The 18,089-nt window shown below is 58.6% G+C and carries 11 protein-coding genes; 3 read left to right on the forward strand and 8 right to left on the reverse strand.

Annotated features, from left to right (window positions below):
- Positions 1-13 precede the first annotated feature (13 nt).
- From NNL35_RS21820 to NNL35_RS21855, 8 genes are all read right to left on the reverse strand, one after another.
- Entirely contained in the window at positions 14-424 is a 411-nt protein-coding gene (locus NNL35_RS21820; RefSeq protein WP_006676002.1) for a hypothetical protein, read from the reverse strand.
- Between the two features lie 63 nt (positions 425-487).
- Positions 488-3,592 carry a GAP1-N2 domain-containing protein gene (locus tag NNL35_RS21825; RefSeq protein ID WP_006676001.1) on the reverse strand — a complete coding sequence of 1,035 codons (3,105 nt, stop codon included), beginning with the start codon at positions 3,590-3,592 and terminating at the stop codon, positions 488-490.
- Complete coding sequence (locus NNL35_RS21830) at positions 3,589-4,851, reverse strand: TRAFAC clade GTPase domain-containing protein (RefSeq protein WP_006676000.1); 1,263 nt, start codon at positions 4,849-4,851, stop codon at positions 3,589-3,591. The genes NNL35_RS21825 and NNL35_RS21830 overlap by 4 nt, the downstream gene beginning before the upstream one ends.
- 13 nt (positions 4,852-4,864) lie before the next feature.
- Positions 4,865-5,503 carry a hypothetical protein gene (locus NNL35_RS21835; RefSeq protein ID WP_006675999.1) on the reverse strand — a complete coding sequence of 213 codons (639 nt, stop codon included), beginning with the start codon at positions 5,501-5,503 and terminating at the stop codon, positions 4,865-4,867.
- Positions 5,504-5,522: 19 nt separating this feature from the next.
- Positions 5,523-6,803: a vWA domain-containing protein gene (locus NNL35_RS21840; RefSeq protein WP_006675998.1), complete on the reverse strand. Its 1,281-nt coding sequence runs from the start codon at positions 6,801-6,803 to the stop codon at positions 5,523-5,525.
- Between the two features lie 240 nt (positions 6,804-7,043).
- Positions 7,044-9,485 (reverse strand): hypothetical protein, encoded by a 2,442-nt coding sequence (locus NNL35_RS21845; protein ID WP_006675997.1) that lies wholly within the window; start codon positions 9,483-9,485, stop codon positions 7,044-7,046.
- Between the two features lies 1 nt (position 9,486).
- Positions 9,487-12,876, reverse strand: a complete 3,390-nt coding sequence (locus NNL35_RS21850) for a tubulin-like doman-containing protein (protein WP_006675996.1) — start codon at positions 12,874-12,876, stop codon at positions 9,487-9,489.
- 55 nt (positions 12,877-12,931) lie between these two features.
- Positions 12,932-14,686, reverse strand: a complete 1,755-nt coding sequence (locus tag NNL35_RS21855; RefSeq protein ID WP_420832863.1) for a VWA domain-containing protein — start codon at positions 14,684-14,686, stop codon at positions 12,932-12,934.
- A 416-nt stretch (positions 14,687-15,102) separates the two neighbouring features.
- On the opposite strand from NNL35_RS21855, the gene NNL35_RS21860 reads away from it, so the two are divergent.
- Genes NNL35_RS21860 through NNL35_RS21870 form a run of 3 tightly spaced genes read left to right on the forward strand, consistent with a single transcriptional unit; the run spans position 15,103 to position 17,932 of the window.
- Positions 15,103-15,255 carry a hypothetical protein gene (locus NNL35_RS21860; protein ID WP_006675994.1) on the forward strand — a complete coding sequence of 51 codons (153 nt, stop codon included), beginning with the start codon at positions 15,103-15,105 and terminating at the stop codon, positions 15,253-15,255.
- Positions 15,252-16,193 (forward strand): hypothetical protein, encoded by a 942-nt coding sequence (locus NNL35_RS21865; RefSeq protein WP_006675993.1) that lies wholly within the window; start codon positions 15,252-15,254, stop codon positions 16,191-16,193. The genes NNL35_RS21860 and NNL35_RS21865 overlap by 4 nt, the downstream gene beginning before the upstream one ends.
- A gap of 5 nt (positions 16,194-16,198) precedes the next feature.
- Positions 16,199-17,932, forward strand: coding sequence for a hypothetical protein (locus NNL35_RS21870; RefSeq protein ID WP_138985616.1), 1,734 nt, complete (start codon positions 16,199-16,201; stop codon positions 17,930-17,932).
- The last annotated feature ends 157 nt before the right edge of the window (positions 17,933-18,089 follow it).

Below are 18,089 nucleotides of genomic sequence, written 5' to 3' on the forward strand. Positions count from 1 at the left end.
CTTTCCATTTCTATCATTTAACATCTCGTCGACGCTGAATCCAATGATAGATCGCCGAGACCGTCTCGGCAAGTACCCCGCATCCATAACCGATACCGAATAAATACAAAAAAACGAGGACGCCAATCAGATCCTCCCATCCGCCATGCCCCCGATCAAGGGTGACGATGAACATCGCCGCCAGGCCGACTGCCGCTCCGATGCTGCCCAGCAGCCAGATCCAGCGCCCGCCCAGCCAACCGGACACGTTGAGGATCGTCGCGATCGCCACGGCCGCCGCCGCCATCCGCAGCGCGGTATCCCATGCCGGCTCCGCTCCTGCCGCCACATAGCGGACGCCCCACAATCCGATCGTCAGCACGAGCGCATGCCACAGCTCCCATCGAATCCATTTGCGGCTCCAGCGTGCCGGTATCCAGCGCATGGCTCTCAGCCTCCTCTATCATCCGGTGCGGGATGACAAAAAATAGAGGCTGATTGTCAGCCTCTATTTCTCAATATATTCGACTATCTTCTGATTCACAAGTACTTCACTTATTTTTCCAATCTCGATTTCTTCGCCTAAAGAAACAATCGCTTGATAGGCTCGCTCCCGGGCAGGCTGGACAGAATCCGCGCCAGCGCTGCCATCTGCGCCTCCGGCCGGTGGCGCCGTTTCTCCCGGCGGCGTGTCTGCTGGAGACGTGTCTGCTGGAGACGTGTCTCCCGAAGGCTTGTCTTCTGAGGGCGCGTCTCCCGCCTTCTCGTCCGGCTGCGCGCTGTCCTCTCCGCCTATCGAGCCTGCCTTGCTATCAGAAGAATCGCCTGGTTCTGCGTTGCCGCCGCCATTCTGGTCCTGCTGCTCGTCGCTTGTCGAAGTAGAATCGGCATCGCCTGCATCCGTCGTTCCTGTGGATCCGACGGAGTCGGTTCCCGCTCCGGAAGAGCTGCCCGGCGGCGTTCCTTCCGTACCGGCCCCCGAAGAGGTCCCTGGAGAACAGAGATGCTGCACGGAACGCTCCGTATACGTGTGCTCCGTGCCGCCCTCCAGCTTCACCGTAATCGTGCCCGCCTGGAATGCGGCGCATTCCGCCTCCGTCCCGAACTCGAACACAAGCTCTGTCGTCGGCTTCAATTCGCCGTCCACGAAATCCTCGTTCTGTCGCGCATAGACTTGCGGCTCCAGCTTCTCGGCCGGCTGCTGCGTCGCCGGCGCCGGATCGGCAGCGGTATTATCCACCACCGCAGGCTTGCCGCTGTCGAAGACGCCGGAGGCCGCCAAGCCCCCGCCAATGCCGCCGATGACCAGGAGAATGGCCACGAACCACACCATCGCTTTCCGGTTGCGCCGCAGCCATCTGACGATGGGCGGCGACAGCTCGCTGCGGGCCTTAACGTATACAGCCTGAAGCGGCGCGCCCGCCTGCTCGAAATAGAGCTTGCGGTTCGTCCGGTTTTTGAACGCGTCCTGGTCGTATTTTTTGAAATAAGCGACCACCGCTGCGGCATATCCCGGCTCAAGCTTCCTTCCTCGCGAGAAAAAGCGCTGCTTCTCGGACCAGTTCATGAACTGATAGACGGTCTCCCTGTCCGGCGCATGCTGATGCAAATAATGGAGCAGCGCCCCGTATTCGATCAAGCCTTTATCGGCATCCCGGCAGAACGCCAGCACCAGCCGGGCGAAGCGGGACGGCCCCAGATCCTTCTGCAGCCAGCGTCGTCCAAGCTGCTGCAGCCGATCCAGCTCGGCAGGCGATAAGCCGTCGAAGATCGATTCATCCGGTTCGGCGTCGCGGAACCAGCGGTAGGCAGACAGCATGACATTGGCCGTGGACTGCACCTGAGACGGATAGCGGGCGGCCCATTCCCTCACCTCTTCCGGATGCGCCAGGAATCCAATCTGCAGGAACGCTTCCTGGCGCGTCTGCTCCAGATTCAGCTCCGTCAGCAGGAACACATTCGCCGAATAAGACAACTGCTCCATAAAGAGCAGCATATGTTCGCGGGCAGGCCGCCCCTCCTCCGCGAGCAGGCGGTCGACCGTATCCAGCACCGCGTTCACGGCAGACACCGGCTCCGCATCATGCCGCAGCTTCTCGGCGAGCTGCCCGGCGGCCAGCTCGGTGAACTCGGTCTTGCTCAGCAGAACCGGGTGCTGGCTGGACCAATGATGAGCCAGCTTCACAAGCTCCTCGGCCCGGACGATCTCCTGGAATTTCTGCCGCATATACGGGAAGAAAAGATCCACCGTCTTGCCGCCCCGCAGCAGCGTGTCGAAGAAGGGCCGGCTGACGCTGTCGCTGCCCTCGATGAGAGCATAGTAGGCTTCCATTCGCTCGCGGCCCTTCACCTGACTGGCTTCATACAAGCTGCGGATCAAGTACCCGATCAGATCGCTGCCCAGCGCTGCCCCGGCAAGCGCTTCGAAATCCATGAAACATTTTACGATAGCCGGATCGGGTGTCTCTCCCTGCTTGACGAGCTCATACTCGCGCTGGAAGCATCCTCGGAACAGCTCCGCCAGCCGCTGCTTCGACTGGACAGCCCCTTCCGGCGTCAAGTAATCGAGCATCGAGCGCAGCGCGCCGACCCGGTTCTGCATATAGTAAGAATCGCTGCCTTCCTCGATCTGGTACAGTACTGCCAGCTCGTGGCAGCTCGCGATCGCGGTATGCCGCTGCGAGTCCATGCCCTCCAGCATCTGATCCGCGAAGACATAGAAGGCTTCCGCCCGCTCCGGCTGCTCCAGATTGGTCCAGGCGAAGCTCAAGTAGGGCTGCTTCCCCAGATCGATATCGACATTCGTCACCCGCTTGGACGCGAGATCGAAGGTATAGTCCTTATCGATGTTGCGATCATTCGGCCGCAAGCTCCCTTGCTCGACGAACGTCAGATGAATGCCCTTCCGGCTCTGCGGCTCCTTGGAGAACGTCAGGAAGCCGAGCGCGCGGCGGTACGCATACGGCAGGCTGCCGTACAGCACGCCGACCAGCTGCAAGGCGGTCTCCGACACCTCCTCTACCGCGACATCGAGCGCCACGAACACTTTGCGTCTCGTGACAATGGACGACATGACGGCGAACAGCAGCTGCTTGAACATCTTCTCGTCGATGCCGAGGCTGGCGAGCAGGGCGGTCGGCGAAGCCGGACGGCGGGCTTCCGCCGCGGCGGGAATCTTCTCCAGCTCGGGCAGCTCCGTGCCCTGCTCGATATCATAGCTGCTGGCGAAGCCCGCGTTCAGCAGCGATGGGTAATCCTTCACCGCTTCGGCCGCCCGTTCGGCAGGCACGATGAAGTTGTGGGTGAAGAAGGCGCTGCGCAAGCCCGTGAAATCGGCCGCCTGATAGATGCTGCGGCCCAGGACGAGCTGCCCCATATCAGCGTGGAACAGGTGCAGCGCTTGCGGATAGCGCGCTTCGTCCTTCTCGCCGCGCGCGGCGAGCTCCGCCGGAGCGTCATAGATGCAGAACGGATGCAGCACTTTTTTGATAAATCCGGTATCAAGCCCGCCGGAGGCCGCAATCGTGTCGAAGCCTTCATTGGAGCGGAATATCCCGCGCCGCTCCCGCGTATACATTTGCTGCTGGATGCGAGAGGCTCTGTTCGATGTCAATGCTGCTCTCTCCCCTCGATATAATTCAATTGATGCAACAGCCAGATGAACGGCTCATCCACCCGAATCGGACTGACAACCCCCTCAAGCTTCTGATTGACCGGGTTGCTGCCCAATGCCGACACGGCGAAGTAGGCCGTATTGGAGAAATAGACGTCCATCGTTCCTTTGAACGGACGGTCCACCTTCTCGATGAAGCGCCGGATCTCGCCGTCGATATTATGGAATTCCGTCAGATCGAGATATTTGCGATGAACCATATTATGGAAAATATTACTATTCGGCTTGATATAGTCGCCATCCTCATCCTTCAACGCATGGAGCATGTCGCTCTTCGTCAGCACGACCGCCGTCGGGATGTCGGTCTTGTTCTTATCCTGATAGGCGATGAAATCGCCGAACAGCGTCAGCACGACATCGCGCGGCTCGTCATATTGCGGCACCCATTCGTCGGAAGCTCCGCCGTATTGCATGCGGATTTTTTCACGAATCGATCGAATTTGCAGCGGATCGATCATGAACAGGATGCCGGCCGAATTTTTGATATGCTGGCCGTGCAGGCCGAGATAATCCTGATCGACCATCCCTTCCCCCGCGACATCAAAAAACACCAGCGTGAGCGGCGGCTTCGTCTCATCCTTGAAGACGAATTGAAAAATGAACGGCTCCTGCATCTTCTCCTTCTGCGTCGACGCGAGCAGATCGCCGCGTTCGAACAGCGGCTCCTCGTACATCGTCCGGAACTTGCGGCTTATCTCCGCATTGAGCGGCATGCAGGCGGCATCGAAATGATCGGCCGTCGTATGCTGGAGCGTATGGATAAGCGAAGTCATGTAGACCGATTTGCCGACCTGGGAAGCCCCGATAATGGAAATGATATTGCTCGGCACCTTCCCTGCCGTCACGGGCAGCTCATTATGGCAGTGCGGGCACAGCCTTCTGCGCGTGACGACGCCATAGCGGTCGTTCAGCCCGATTAGCACATGATCGGAATACAGATGATGCTCTTCGGGAATGTCACGCGGATCGATGACCGCCTCCATATCATAGACAGTGTCCAGACCGAAGCGGTCCCGGTATTTGTTCAGCTTCTCATCCTCCTGCAGCGCATAATTCTCGTCATCCTCGCGGTGGTGCGCCGCACGGAACACCACCTCCTCCGGCGAGAATTTGCTGAAGCAGTACGGGCATACGATATCATAGAACAGCGGCCGTGAGGCCGGCTGCGGCTTGCGCTTCAAAAAATCAAAAATCCCCAATGTCTTCCCCTCCTCATTCCGGTATCAGCTCGTATAGCTGGCCGTATTGGCGGCCGTCGGTGAAGAAGAGCCGAATATAATCGTCCTTCCCAATCTCGATCTCCGGCAGCACGTTCCGGCCCGGGGCGAACGGCTCGACGAACGGGTAGACCGTTCCGTCGTCCTTGCTGGCGGGAGAGCCGCCGTGCTTCTTCACATAGCACAGCACATCCGCAGGCAGCGGCACCTCTGCCGTCACCTGGATTTGCGCCGTTTTGAATTTTTTGAACCAGCCGCCTTTATAGCGGATCGAGTAATAGATTCTCGCCCGGCCGGTGCTCAGCGCGATCCGGTTCCCGCCATCCGGCTGGATGATCAGCTGCTGCTGTCCGTCCTCCTGGAGCAGACAGGCGTAGATGGTATAGACGAGCCGTCCGATCCCTTCAATCCGGTCATGGTACCCGTTGTTGGCTTTGTACTCGTCTCTCGTGTACAGCTTCAGCTCCGCGGCCGGCGGACGCTCGGCCGCCGGGCGATCGGCAGCCGCCTTGTGCACATAGACGGCCTGGATCGTATCGGGCCACAGCCATCGCAGCGTACACCGCGCCTCGTCAATATGATGTGTCAGTCCGCGGATGACCGGCGTCTCCGGGCCCGCTTCCGTATAATGCATCTGTCATGGCCTCCCCACACTAGAATCCGCGGCTGCTCCGATCGGTCTGCCGTCCGGACAGGCTGCTGCCTTCATTCTCCGCCGGTCCTCTCCGCCGGCGGCCATCCCGCTGCCGCTGGCTCTCCTGCACAGGCACGACCAGCGAGAACAGCGCGATGACGCCCGCCAGCACCAGATCGGCGCCCAGGCGCACGGCACCGTCCGTGAGCGGACGTCCGGACAAGCCGGCCTCCAGCAGGAGACCGGCAAGCAGCCCCGCCGCCGCGCCGCCGATGGCGAAGCTCTTGGCAAGATAGCGGTTGTCGAACACGAGACCAAGCGACAAGCCGAGCGCCGTGCCGATAAGCGCCAGGGCAATCACATGCAGCGCCATATAATAGCCGCTGTCCTTGAGCGGCCCGGAACGCTCCGTCACCAGCGTCCGATCGCCGATGCTGCTGTAGATCTTCTCAAAGACGAACGACAGCTCGTTCGCTTTGGACACATCGTAATACTGGCCGCCGGTCTCGTCCGCGATCCGGCGCAGCAGGCCCGAGCCTTCCGCTTCGACCAGACTGAGGCCGATCGTGTGAACGGCGATGTGCTGCGCCTTATAATCGGCGAGCGCTTCGTTCGTATTCACTTCGCTGAAGCCGTCCGACAGCAGCACGACCATCGTGCCGCGCGAATCATCCTGATTGTCCTTGATATGCTTCATCGCTTCGGATAGAGACAGGCCGATATCCGTACCGCCCTGTGTCGGCTGGAGCGCATCGATCTTGGCGAACAGCTCATCCTTGACAGCCTGATCCTTCAATTGCACGAAAGGCTGGAGCAGGTCCACGCTGTCGTGAAATACAAACACAGCTACCCGCTTGTCCCGATCCATCTCTTCGATCATTCGTTTGGCCGCTTCATACCGATCCTGGTTCGGATCCGTCTGCTCCATGCTGCCCGAATTGTCGATCACGAGCACGATATTTTTGACCGTCTTGACGCCGCCCGCCTCGATCTGATACGCCGCTTCGAGCGCCAGGCCCGCGATGAACAGCATGACGAGCGTCGCGGGCACGAGCGCCAGCCACGATGTGCCCGCATACCGCTGCCGCCATGATTGGCCGTTGAGCCGGGGCGAGATCATCTCGGCCGTCAGGCAGGCCAGGCCGATGAATAGGGCGATGAGCCCGAAGTAGAGCCCGCTCACCACGACATCCGGCCATTGGCCAAGCAGACGGCCCAGCAGCCACTCCCCGGCGGCCCAGCCGACGGCGCCTCCGATCAGGCTGAACAGCACCATGAGCCAATTCACTTTTCGCTGCATAAATATAGCATCCTCTCACATAGAATACGTGTTCATTAATGCCGGTTTTTACGTGTTCGTTAAGGTCTTCGTCATGACCTGATCCATGCCAGTGCGCGGCGCTTGACGCCTCTGCTGCCCTTCGGATGGATGTGCAAGCAATCTGCTTCCCCGCCATCCCCCTGGGAACGGCAGCAGTCCGAACGGAACGTCCGCGGTCCCGCACGGACGCCTGACAGACGTTCACCCGGCAAGCCCGGCTTAACGGACAGGCGGCAGAAGCTCAGGATCGAGGCTGTGGAAGGTGTACCCGTTCTGCACATAGCTCTCGTAGTACATTTTGCCGTTCCGGTAATACATGAGATCCTCGACGCGGAAGCCGCCCATAATGTTCAGCTTCTCCACCCCGCTGCTTCGCTTCTCGTGCACGCAGCCGAGCTTGTAGATGCGGGATGTCTCCTCCTCGTTCAGCGCATACCGCATAAATTCGCTCGTCGCGTCGCCGAAGAAATATTTTTCCTCGTAGCGGTGCTTATGCGTATAATCGAGCAGGCGGATATGAATGCCGGCATGCTCTTCCAGCGTTCGGTACAGCTTCTTGAACAGCTCGTCTCGCGACAGCACCTCCTGGTTGCTGTAGTCGATCGTCACGTTCGCCCGCCGCAGCAGCTCTTCCTCGAACGTCTGCTGGAACGGAGCCGCGGTCAAAATATGATCCCGGCACACCTCGCACAGCCGTGCGGCCAACGCTTCCGTTCCCTGCTCCAGCAGGCGGGAAATGCTGCCCATATACCGCTCTTCGCCGAAGGCGCCCGGCCCCCGCTTCGCCTCGATATCCCGCATGACGTCTGCTGTCACCCGTTCGTAATACTCCATAATATTTTGGCCGATATAATCATCGGCCTGACGGATGCTGGCAAGCGCCGCTTCCCGGAGCGTCCGCTCCAGCGACTCCATCTGCTGCACGTACTGCTTGTAGATCGCGTGCAGCCGTTCCAGCTCCGCTTCATATTTCCGGTACAGCCGCAGCTCCGTCTCCAGCCGCAGCACCTCGAGCTTCTGACGGTACACGGTGTCGAAGAAGGTGCGGATGAAGCTGCGCACATTATGCTTATCCATCAGCGGCAGCCGCTGGAACGATTGCTCCTCCACCGTCTCGCCATACTTCTGCTCCAGCTCCGCCCGTGCCGCTTCGAGCGCTCTTCCCGCATCGCGGATGCGGCCGTGCAGAAGCGGCCAGATGCTGTCCGCCTCCTCCGCCTCGTTCGTCCAGGCGTACACATGATAGAAGCCGGTATCCGCCTGAGCGGCCAGCCGCTGCCGGACCGTATATTGCAGCTCGTCGTCCGGCAGCTGCCGGATCGCGCTCTCCGCGGCCCGTTCATAATTATCCCGGAAAAAAGCGATGCAGCCGCTGCCGAACAGCGCTTCCTCGGCTTCGCGCAGCGTCATGCGCTTCAATTGGCTGAAGCTGACCCCATGCGTCATCATGCCGTTCATGTCACGGAGCCGCTCCTCGTCCGGAACCGCTTGATCGACCCGGGCCCCTATCGCTTCCGGGTCGAGCCCGAACCAGGCCAGCTTCTCCGCCGGCGTCCGTTCGGGCCCGCCCTTCATCCGCTCCGTCAGCTCCCGGCAGAAATGGTACAGCACGGCGAGCGCTATCGAATGATTCGGGCGCTTCACCTTCGAGAATCCCGCCGAGACGAACCCGATCCGGCCGGATTCGGTCATCAGATTGTTGCGCAGGGAGGTATTATTGTAGCTGTCCATTCCATGCGCCTCGGCCGAGTCGATCCGCTTCCGGTTTTTCAACAGGTTCATATGGCAAATGATCTCGTAATTGTCTTCCTCGTCGAACGACGACATGCCGCGTTCATTTTTGTCCGTCAGCACATAGACGAGATCGAATAACGGCGAAGCGGGATGCGTCACCTCGATCGCAATCCCGTCTTCCGTTACATGCAGCGGGGCCGAGAACGAATAGTCCGGACTCTGCATATAATCGAGCTCGCGCAGGAACGCGACTCCCGCCGAGCTGGCGTACCCGAAGGCTTCGGCCTGTTCCCGCTCGTTGATGAGCGCGTACAGATCCGTCTGCACCGACTTGAACGATTGTTGAAAAATCGCTTCCGCCAGCATCGTAATTTCCGGAACCAGCACATTGAGCGGATCATCGGCCCGCGTAATGACCGCCAGATGAATCCGGTCGAAGGAGGCATAGAGGCGGCCGTACTCCGCGATATCGCTGCTCACCTTCCGCAAGATGCGGTTGAGCTCAAGCAGGCCGCTCTCCTCCTCGTAGAACTGGCGGTGCACATCGCGGCGCATCGTCTTGCGGCTCTCGCTGTCGCCGCTTCCGCCGATCGGAAGCACGAGCCGGGCGACTCTGCCGCCGGGTTCTGCGCCATGCCGTGCGGATGCGGCGCTGCGGGCGGCAGGAGTACCTTCCCCTTCCCCGCCGGAAGCTTCCGCTCCTTCGCTCCGGGTCGTCGCGTGCATGTACATGACGCCGGCGCTGTTATCCCACTTCCGCTCATTGATCCGAATCATCGGCTCAATAGCGTCCCCCGCCTTGTCACCGATGAAGAGGAACACTGTCGGATAATGAATGCTGCTCTGGTTGTCGTCCCGGCCGGTGAGCCGATCCTCATCGCGCGCATATTCGGTTGCGAACCTTTCCACCATGGTCTGCGTCATCATCTTATTTCAACTTTCTCCGAATGGCGTTCAGTTTGGTCGTCAATTGCTTGTAGAACTGGTACGTGTCCTCGCCGTTCGCCAGCTCGATTTTCTCGTATTCCAACCGCTCGCGCGCCTCCAGGAAGTCCCCGTACAGCTCATCCAGCTTCGCCAGCAGCGGAGCGACATCCTCCGTCGCCGTCATCTCTGCGGCGCGGCGGGCCGATTTGCGCAGCAGCGTGCCGCGATGCTTCTCATCCAGGCCGCGGAAATGCTCGTATACCTCGTACTCGACATAATCCCGGCTCTTCATCAGATTGGCGAACGGCTCCCACGCTTCCTCTTCCTCGTCGCGGTCATACACATAGAGCGCGCCTTTTTTGCTGATCGTTCCGGTGTACAGCGCCTCGATGAATTGATCCTGCCACTTCTCCTCATCCTGATGCTGGCTGAGGATCTGCTCGAACTCGGCCATCTTCGCCTCGATCGCCTCATACTTGGCCAGTTCCTCGCGCATGCGCGCGATCAGCTCCGGCGAACGAATCAGATTGTCCTTCGCCAGATCCTCATTGATGCTGCCAAAAATATCTTTGGTCTCCATCGGCTCCAGCCCCTCTTCCATCAGCCGCTTCAGATCCAGGTAAGCGCGCTTCACTTCCCCGAGATTCGGCTTTGCGGCCTGGAGCTGCAGATCGTAGCTTTTCAGCATGTCCGCGAGGTTGAACGGCTTCGTGAAGATGACCGCATAGCGGTTGCTCGTATTCTCATCCATTCCCTTCTCGACCACGGCCTTGAAGCGGAAGCCCCGCTCGAACTCGGCGCGGACGCGGGCGTTGTATTTCTGCACCCGTTCATTCCGGTACGTATCTCCCCACGATTGCTCCGGTATCGGCGAAGGAAGATAAGTCCAGTTCGCTTTGTCCGTCTGCACGAGATGGCGGCCGATCCCTTCCTTGTCGAGAATCGTGCGCTCGTAGCTTTCTTCGTATACTTTGAGCGGCGTATAGACGAAGAGAGGCACCCCGTTATGCGTATTCAACCAGAAGATGCGGTTCTTCACCTCGCTTTCCTTGACGGTGAAGTTCGACTTGCCGACCGCATTGTTCTGATAATTGCGGATCCCTTTGAGAATGCTCGGCGCCTTGACGGGCACCGACACGAAGCCCCAGCGCGGAAAATGCAGATTGCCCGAGCTGTTGCTCAGATGGAACACCGGAACCGCCTCGTCATCCAGCTTGCTCGCGATCTTGCGCTCGACGAATTTGTCGATCGACTCGTCGTTGCCGAACTTCATGACGAGGAACTCCTCCATCGATTGCGTAATCAGATCGCCGAACTTGTCCGACAGGAAGTCCGAGATCGAGCTGACGATATCGAGCTCCTGCTCCTTGATCCACTGGTTCGAGTGATTCAGCAGTTCCAGCGAGAAATCGCGGATCAGGTCGTCGACTTCCTTCTGATCCATAATGTTGCTGATGACTTTCGAGATGTCCGGCACGCTGACGATGTTCCAGTAGTAAGTCCGGTTCCCTTTATGGTCGGCCTGCTCTTCGCCGTTGATCAGAATGTCGCCGTTTTTCTCGAAGATCGAGTTGAGCGCGTTCAATATTTCGGTAAATACGCTATAAATGCGGTTGTTCTCCTGGTTCAGCAGCTGGTACAAATCCTCGTAGAATTCGATCATCTGCTCCGTGCGCTCCACATCGGCATGCAGCCAATATTCCTGGATTTTGGCTTCGATGTACATATTTTTCTTTTTGTCTTTGGAAATAAAGGCGCTCTTTGCATCGCCGAGGCGCTCATTCGCCTGCTCCTGGGCCGCTTCGATGTCGCGCGGAATATGGTGCAGATTCTCGCGCAGCGTCTCGATGTAAGAGAGCAGCATTTTCAACAGGCAGAAGCCCTTTTCCGTGTAGATAAGTCGGGACACATAGAACGGCCCCTGCTCCGGATGGAGGAACATCCGCCGGATCTGATCGGTGAAGCTGCCGACGATCTCGCCGGGAAGCTGCTTCTTCGCCTTGATGTATTCCTCGCGCGCCCGCGCCAGGAACGTCTGCTCCAGCTCCGTATCCATATTGACGACTTGCATTTTGATGACATTGTTATAGCTCAGGCGCTCGCTGTTCTCGAAGCCCGGCAGCGGCTCCGGCACGCGGGATTCGAATGTCTTCACCATCGTGTCGAGATCGACGCCCAGCTTGCGGGCGAACTTCTCGACCTCCTCCTGGGTCGGCGCCTTCTGGAACATCTTCTCCATCTTCTGGAACAGACGGTATCCGAGATAGGTCGTCATCTCTTCGATCGGCAGGACGGCCGACGAGGCGCCGATGATGTTATATTCGTAATTGGCCGGATACGCCCGGTTCATCTGGGCGATATTCGTACGGATATTGCTGATGTAATCGTGAATCGCGAATTCCTCGCCGGACTGCTTCTCCTCGCTCGCCATGAAGTTCGTGATGTTCTCCGCCGTCACGTTCATGCAGTAGTCATACGCGTTCTCCAGCAGCTTCCCTTCCGTGTTCGTCGCCGAGATCAGATGGCACAGGTTGAACGGCGGCAGCGGAGAATTGACCGTCAGGATGTTGCCGTACTTCTGCCGGAAGCGCTCGCCGCGGCTGTCGACGTTCATCCAGTAATCGAGCTCCTTGAGGGCGGCATAGCCGTTCTTCTTGATATATTCGCGCGTATGCTCGCTCAGGCTCTTGTTCGACAGGTTCACGTCCGGAGTGAACAGATAGCCGAGCGTATTGACGCGGTCGATGCCCGCCGAGCCGTAATCCCGCTCGATAATGCCCCGCACGATATAGGAAATGTCCAGGAAGCAGCCGCTGCCGGTCCCTCCGGACAAGCCGGACAGCAGAAATACCATCAGCTTCTTGTTCGTGCCGACGGACAGGGTCTTAATCTTCTTGTCAATCGCCTGCACCACCTGATTGATCTTGGTGAACAGCAGCAGGCGGCCCGCCTGGCGCACGCCGGCAGCGCCGTTCATTCCGTCGGTGATGCTCAGCTCAGGGGACAGCCACTCGGTAATGTACGGCTCCAGGATGCTGCGGTTCTGCAGCAGCCCGCCGATCTCGGCGTTCGACAGCAGCACGAATTCATTGAGCGGATCGAGTCCGATGCCGCGGTATTTTTTGTTGCGATCCTGTTCGTTCGTCTCGAATGCCAGGAACTCTACATTGTCCGGCTTCTCGCGCTTCTTCTTCGAGATCGGATCCTCCGGCAGCTTGAATCTGCGGTTGATCTGATACTTCAAGCGCAGCAGCGCGTCGATGCCGGTCCCTCCCAAGCCGATGATCAGGATCGGATTGTCGATCGTGTCGACGCGGATTTTATCGCTGACGATTCCTCCGCCCAGCGATACGTCCAATTGTTGAATATGTTCTCTGACGATTGGTTTCATAAATGGATGTTCCTCCCTATAAGTTCGAGTTCAAAAACGGGCGTACGGAACGGGTCTATACAATGTATTCAATCCAGACCGTTTTATCAACCTGCTGCAGCGGCACCGTAATCCGATCGCCGCTCTTCAGCTCCAGCCCTCTGCTCGCATCGACGGCGCGGCCCGATTTCTCAACCGTCCCGGCCGAGCCGTTCTTGAGCAGGATGCGGTCGCTCTTGCCCGGCATAAAGACCATCTTCTCGGTCTCCTTGAACTCGGGCGCCAGCTGCAGCAGCTGATGGAGCGTGAATTTGCCCTTGAAGGCAGTCAGCTTCTTATATTGCGGATAGGTTTTCTCTCCTGTATTCTCATCGCGGATCTCAATGACCATCTGGCCGACGAAGCCGCGGCTCGCCTTCTTCCATGCCGCAAGGAGGAACCCGGCGGCCAGCGCGAGGACGATGAGGCCGATGCCCGCATAGACGATCCACATCGGGAACGGCTTGTCCGCTTCTCCATCGCCTGCGCCCGCTTGAGCGGACGCTCCGGCGCCCGCCGGCTTGGCGCTCACCTTGACAGGCTCTGTCTCCCGGTAGAAGCTCTTCTCCTCCGCTCTTACTTTGATCTCGTAATCATGCTGTTCCTTCACCTCGAATTCCCCTTCGAAGCGGTCACCCGCCTGGGCGAGGGGCAGATCGACCGTATCGCCGGTGTCGAGGTCCTTGACATTCAGCACGGCGCTCATGTTCCGGTACAGCGCATCATTCTGCAGCTGCTGGCCATTGCTGGTCAAGTAAGCGCCGATTTTGATTTTATCGCCCTTTTTATAGGTTTTGGCCGGAATCGGGTCCATCGTCAGCTCCAGATCGTAGTTGAAGACAAGGTTAATATCGATCTTGTCCTTGTCCGCCCCCTTGACCTGCAGCTTCCAGTCGCCCTGGCCCGGTTGGAGCAGCTTCAGGAGCGAATAGCTCTTGGAACGGGACAACTGGACGTCATCCGAAGGAATCGCGACCTCCCGGCCGGACGGATCGTACAGCTTCAACTCGACCGGCTTCGAGGACATGATGGAAATATTGGCCTCCATGACGTTCGCGTTCGGCACGTTCACCGTCACGTCCTGATAGCTCCCGTTCCCGGTGATCGACTGGACCGGAACGATCTTCAGCTTCTGATGGCTGGCGAAAATTTCGCTCAATATTTGCGGCAGGTCGTCCGCGGACGAAGTGACGAACGATTTGCCGTTCGTCTGCTTCGACAAGTCCGCCAGCGCTTCCTTGTTCAGCTGCCCGTCGGCGTTCAGCCCGATCGTGTAAATCGGGATGCCCTTTTGCTTCGCGTCTTCTACCGCTGCGCTCAGCTCCTGATCCGACTCTGCCTGCGTGCGGCCGCCATTCTTATTCAAGTAGTTATTGCCGTCTGCCAGCAGCACGATCATCGGCTCATGGGCCGGGTCGGCTCCCTGCTGGAGCACCTTGACGGCTTCCTTCACCCCGACCGCGATATCCGTATAGGCCCCGCGGTTCAGTTGGTCGATGAACTGCTTCAGATCCTCCTTGTCCGCCTGGGACTGAATCTCCAGCAGCGCTTTCTCGCGTTCGATTCTATCGGTATAAGCGACAATGCCGACTTTGTCGCCTGAGGAAGACAGCATATCGACGAACATCTTCATCGCTTCGTTGCCGATCTTGTCTTTATCGCTCGTATCCATCGAATTGCTCACGTCGATGACGAGCATGGCATCGATCTTCGAGGCCGCCTGGGCAGCCTGCGCCGCAGGCACCTTCCCGAGCCAGGGCAGCAAGCCGAGTGCCAGAGTGAACAACATCATGTAAGCAGCTAATTTTCTCCGAAGCATAGTTGTACTCCTTTATCATAAAATGATAGGTTAATGGCAGGCACACAAGCGCCACGGAAGACGGCACTATATTGTTATACCTGATAGTTCTTAAGATTAGATGAAAATTTTCTGAATTTCCTTGGTATCCCCCGCCATGATATTGTCTGAAATGACAATATATTTACTGATTCTACCACCAATCTGTCATTATGATATAATCAGTGACTATAAAGTTCAACCTCATTCGACACAATGCAATAGGGACAAAGTCATTCGAATGAAGGATATCCTTGTCGAAATTTGTCTAATCAGTATACGATACAATGATACGCAGCCTTGATAGATGGCTATGGGCTTGCGGAGCATATCCTATTACTCTAGTTCGCAGTTAAAGGAAGGGACTCTCTATGTTAGCATACGGTTGCATCGCAGTTTTGTTTCTCTTTGTCGCCAGCCAGGCCGTCCTTTATTGGGTTCGGCGGAAGGCGACGCCTTCGCCGGCGGATATTGACGCCCGGCTTGTCTCCATCGTAAATGGCGAGAGCGGGAGAACGCCATGAAAAAAATACCTGTCTACTTCAGACCGTACAGCAAGCCGAAGCAGCTCTATCATCTCGTACATCGATGCGCCTCATGCCAGGCCTTCACCGCGCTGGAGGAAGAAGTCTGTCCGGTCTGCGGCAAAGCCTCGCTTCGTCCGATCGAACGGCACGCGGCCTCGCGGGTGAGACGATCGATGCAGACGAAGCGGCTCTTCGCGCTGCTGCTCGGGCTCATCGGCATCCTGCTCAGCGATACGTTCGGGCAGATGGCGCTCTGCGCCGTGGCGTCCATCCTCTTGATCGGCCTGCTCTGGTTCGTCCAGCGGAAGGCGATGTCCGCCGAAGCCAGCCGCGAGCTGGATCAATTGCTGCAGCGCGAGCAGGAGCAACTGGCCCAGGATATATACCGCGACTGGGAGCATGCCTTCTCCCATTGGGATGACGACAAGCAGCTCACCTACGAGCTGCTGCGCGAGCTTCGGCCGTTGATCCGCAACGATACGATTCGGCTGCAGCAGCTGGCGCTGCTTCATTACTTCGCGCTGCGCAAAGATATGGAGCTGGAGCTGGAACCGCTCTTGCTGCAGCAATATGATCCGCTGTTGGCCGATTACATTGGCGAGATCGCCAAAATCAAGCGGGATCTGATTAAGGACCGCACGTTCCAGTTCGTCATCCATTACGAGCCGGAAATTCTCGGGCTGGACAACGGCCAGGACATTCTGGCGGGCGTGGCCGGCGCAGCCGTGCGCATGAAGCGATACGTGCTCGCCTATCCCGGATTGGTGCGGCGCTACGCCCATCGTCTGCCGAAGGAGCGCTTGCTCCGGCTGCACCGGATGATCCGGCAGCACCCGCATGAGAATTGGGACCGCGTCGCCGATGAGGTGAACCGGATTGTGCGTGAGAAATACGAATGGGATCCTGACTTTCAGGACTCGGCCGAGAGAGGCTGATGTATATGACGATCCGAGATGTCCTGAACCCGCGCAATTTGATGATCTTGTTATGCGCTGCCGCGGTGGTAATGATTGGATTCAAGGGGATTCATATGAAAGAGAAGATCGATGCCGTCAAGGAGGCGGACCGGCTGTATGCCGCTCATGATCTCGTCGCCGCGGAAGAAGCGTACCGTCAAGCCCGGAATAATCGCTCGATACGTTATGAGGAAGACAAGGTTGCCGAGAGACTGCGCGAGCTGGCGCCGATTACCGAGATGAAGCGCCAACTGGACGAGGTCATGCGGGAGGCGGACGCAGCGGCGGCATCGCTCCGCTTCGAGACGTTTTTGAAGGTACATAGCCGCTATCAGCAATTGCGTTCGACCTATTTGAAGTCAGGCGGCTCATATGCCGGAGAGTTCAAGCAAATGCTGGCCTCCGTGCGGGCCGCAGACTGGATGCAGGAGCATTTCGACCGGTTCAAGGCTCATTTCGAGGCGCAGCTGGAAGAAGGCAAGCAGGAGGGCGGAGGCGATGAATCGTTCAAGGCGAATCTGCTGGCCATTCCGGCCTCCCTCTTCGGCGGGGCCGACGAGAAGACGAAGCAATTGACCCGCCTGTTCCGATCCTATGACGAAGCTAAGCTGGCCCGCCTGGCCGGCCAAGGAGAGTTCCGGCTTATGCTGGACGAGGTCCTGGCCATGCGCCAAGCGTACCGGAAGCTTGACATCGAGGCCGAGTGGCTGCAGAGCAAATCGGAGGAGCTTGCCGAGGCGATGCTGCGGAAGGATGTGGAGAAGAATAATGCGAAGGCGTTCGCCCTCCACGCTTCCGCCTATGCGGCCTATGTGGACGCTTCCCGCATCCCCTCGCGCCTAACCGGCTATCTGGAACGGGAGATGGAGAATTGGATGCGGAAGGCGGACCGCCATGTGGCGGCCGGGGAATACGAAGCGGCGATCAGCCTCTATGAGGCGCTTGCCGGCTTCCGCGATACGTCCGCGAACATCGAGGCCGTCCGCCTCGCCTGGGCCGCGGCGGATCCGTCCCGTCTGCTGCCGGAAGGGAACTATCCGCTCGTCAGCGGCGGCCGGGACCGGTTCGGCGCCAAAGTCTACGCCATGGCGATCGATTCGGAGCGGCGCGTGTACTATGCGGCTTGGGACGGCCAATCACGGCCGACGGTGCTGCGCAGCCAGCCGCTTCCGACCGGAGCCGCCGTGCGGAGCCTGACCGTCGAGGAACGGTTGAGCAGCAGCGATCAGCCTGTCCTGGTCGTCGAAGCCGATTCCGATTCGCGCGCAGCCTTGTACATCGCCTATACCGCCGCGAATAACCAGCTGCAGCCGCTGTTCGCATTCGAGGCGGACGGCTACGAGGTCGGAGGCGGCGCGACCTTGGTCGTACGTAACCCGAACATAGCGGAAGCCGAGGGCAGAGCGGCCACCTACGAGCGTCAAGGCGACAGATACCAATTTGCAGGATTCATTCCAGGTTCCGATTATGTCGATATCCGCGTGGAGCAGCTGCCGGAGCATCCGCGCGAGAAGGTCCGCTTCACCTGCGAGATCACCGCTGTCAGCGAAATAGGAGCTTACGCCCGCATGGGAGACCGCTATATTCTGCTGAAGGGCGATTTCTCCTTCGAGGAAGGCCCAGTTACGGTCATTGGCACCTATTACTACTATACGAGCTTATATATCGGCAGCGAGGACGAGACCATTCTGGTCTTCATGGTCGAAGCTGTCGAATAGCGGGGTCATGACCGGGGCCTTTCCCCGCTTCCCTTCGCCTGCTTGGGAACCGGGAAGGAGGGGGCTCCTCGCCCCCTCCTGCTCCCATCAACGTACATGCCATTCGTTGCCGTTCGGTAAACGGTACCCTTGCGATTACTCCGTCCCTGTTCAGGCT

The sequence above is a fragment of the Paenibacillus dendritiformis genome (genome assembly GCF_945605565.1).
Taxonomy (GTDB): Bacteria; Bacillota; Bacilli; order Paenibacillales; family Paenibacillaceae; genus Paenibacillus_B; species Paenibacillus_B dendritiformis_A.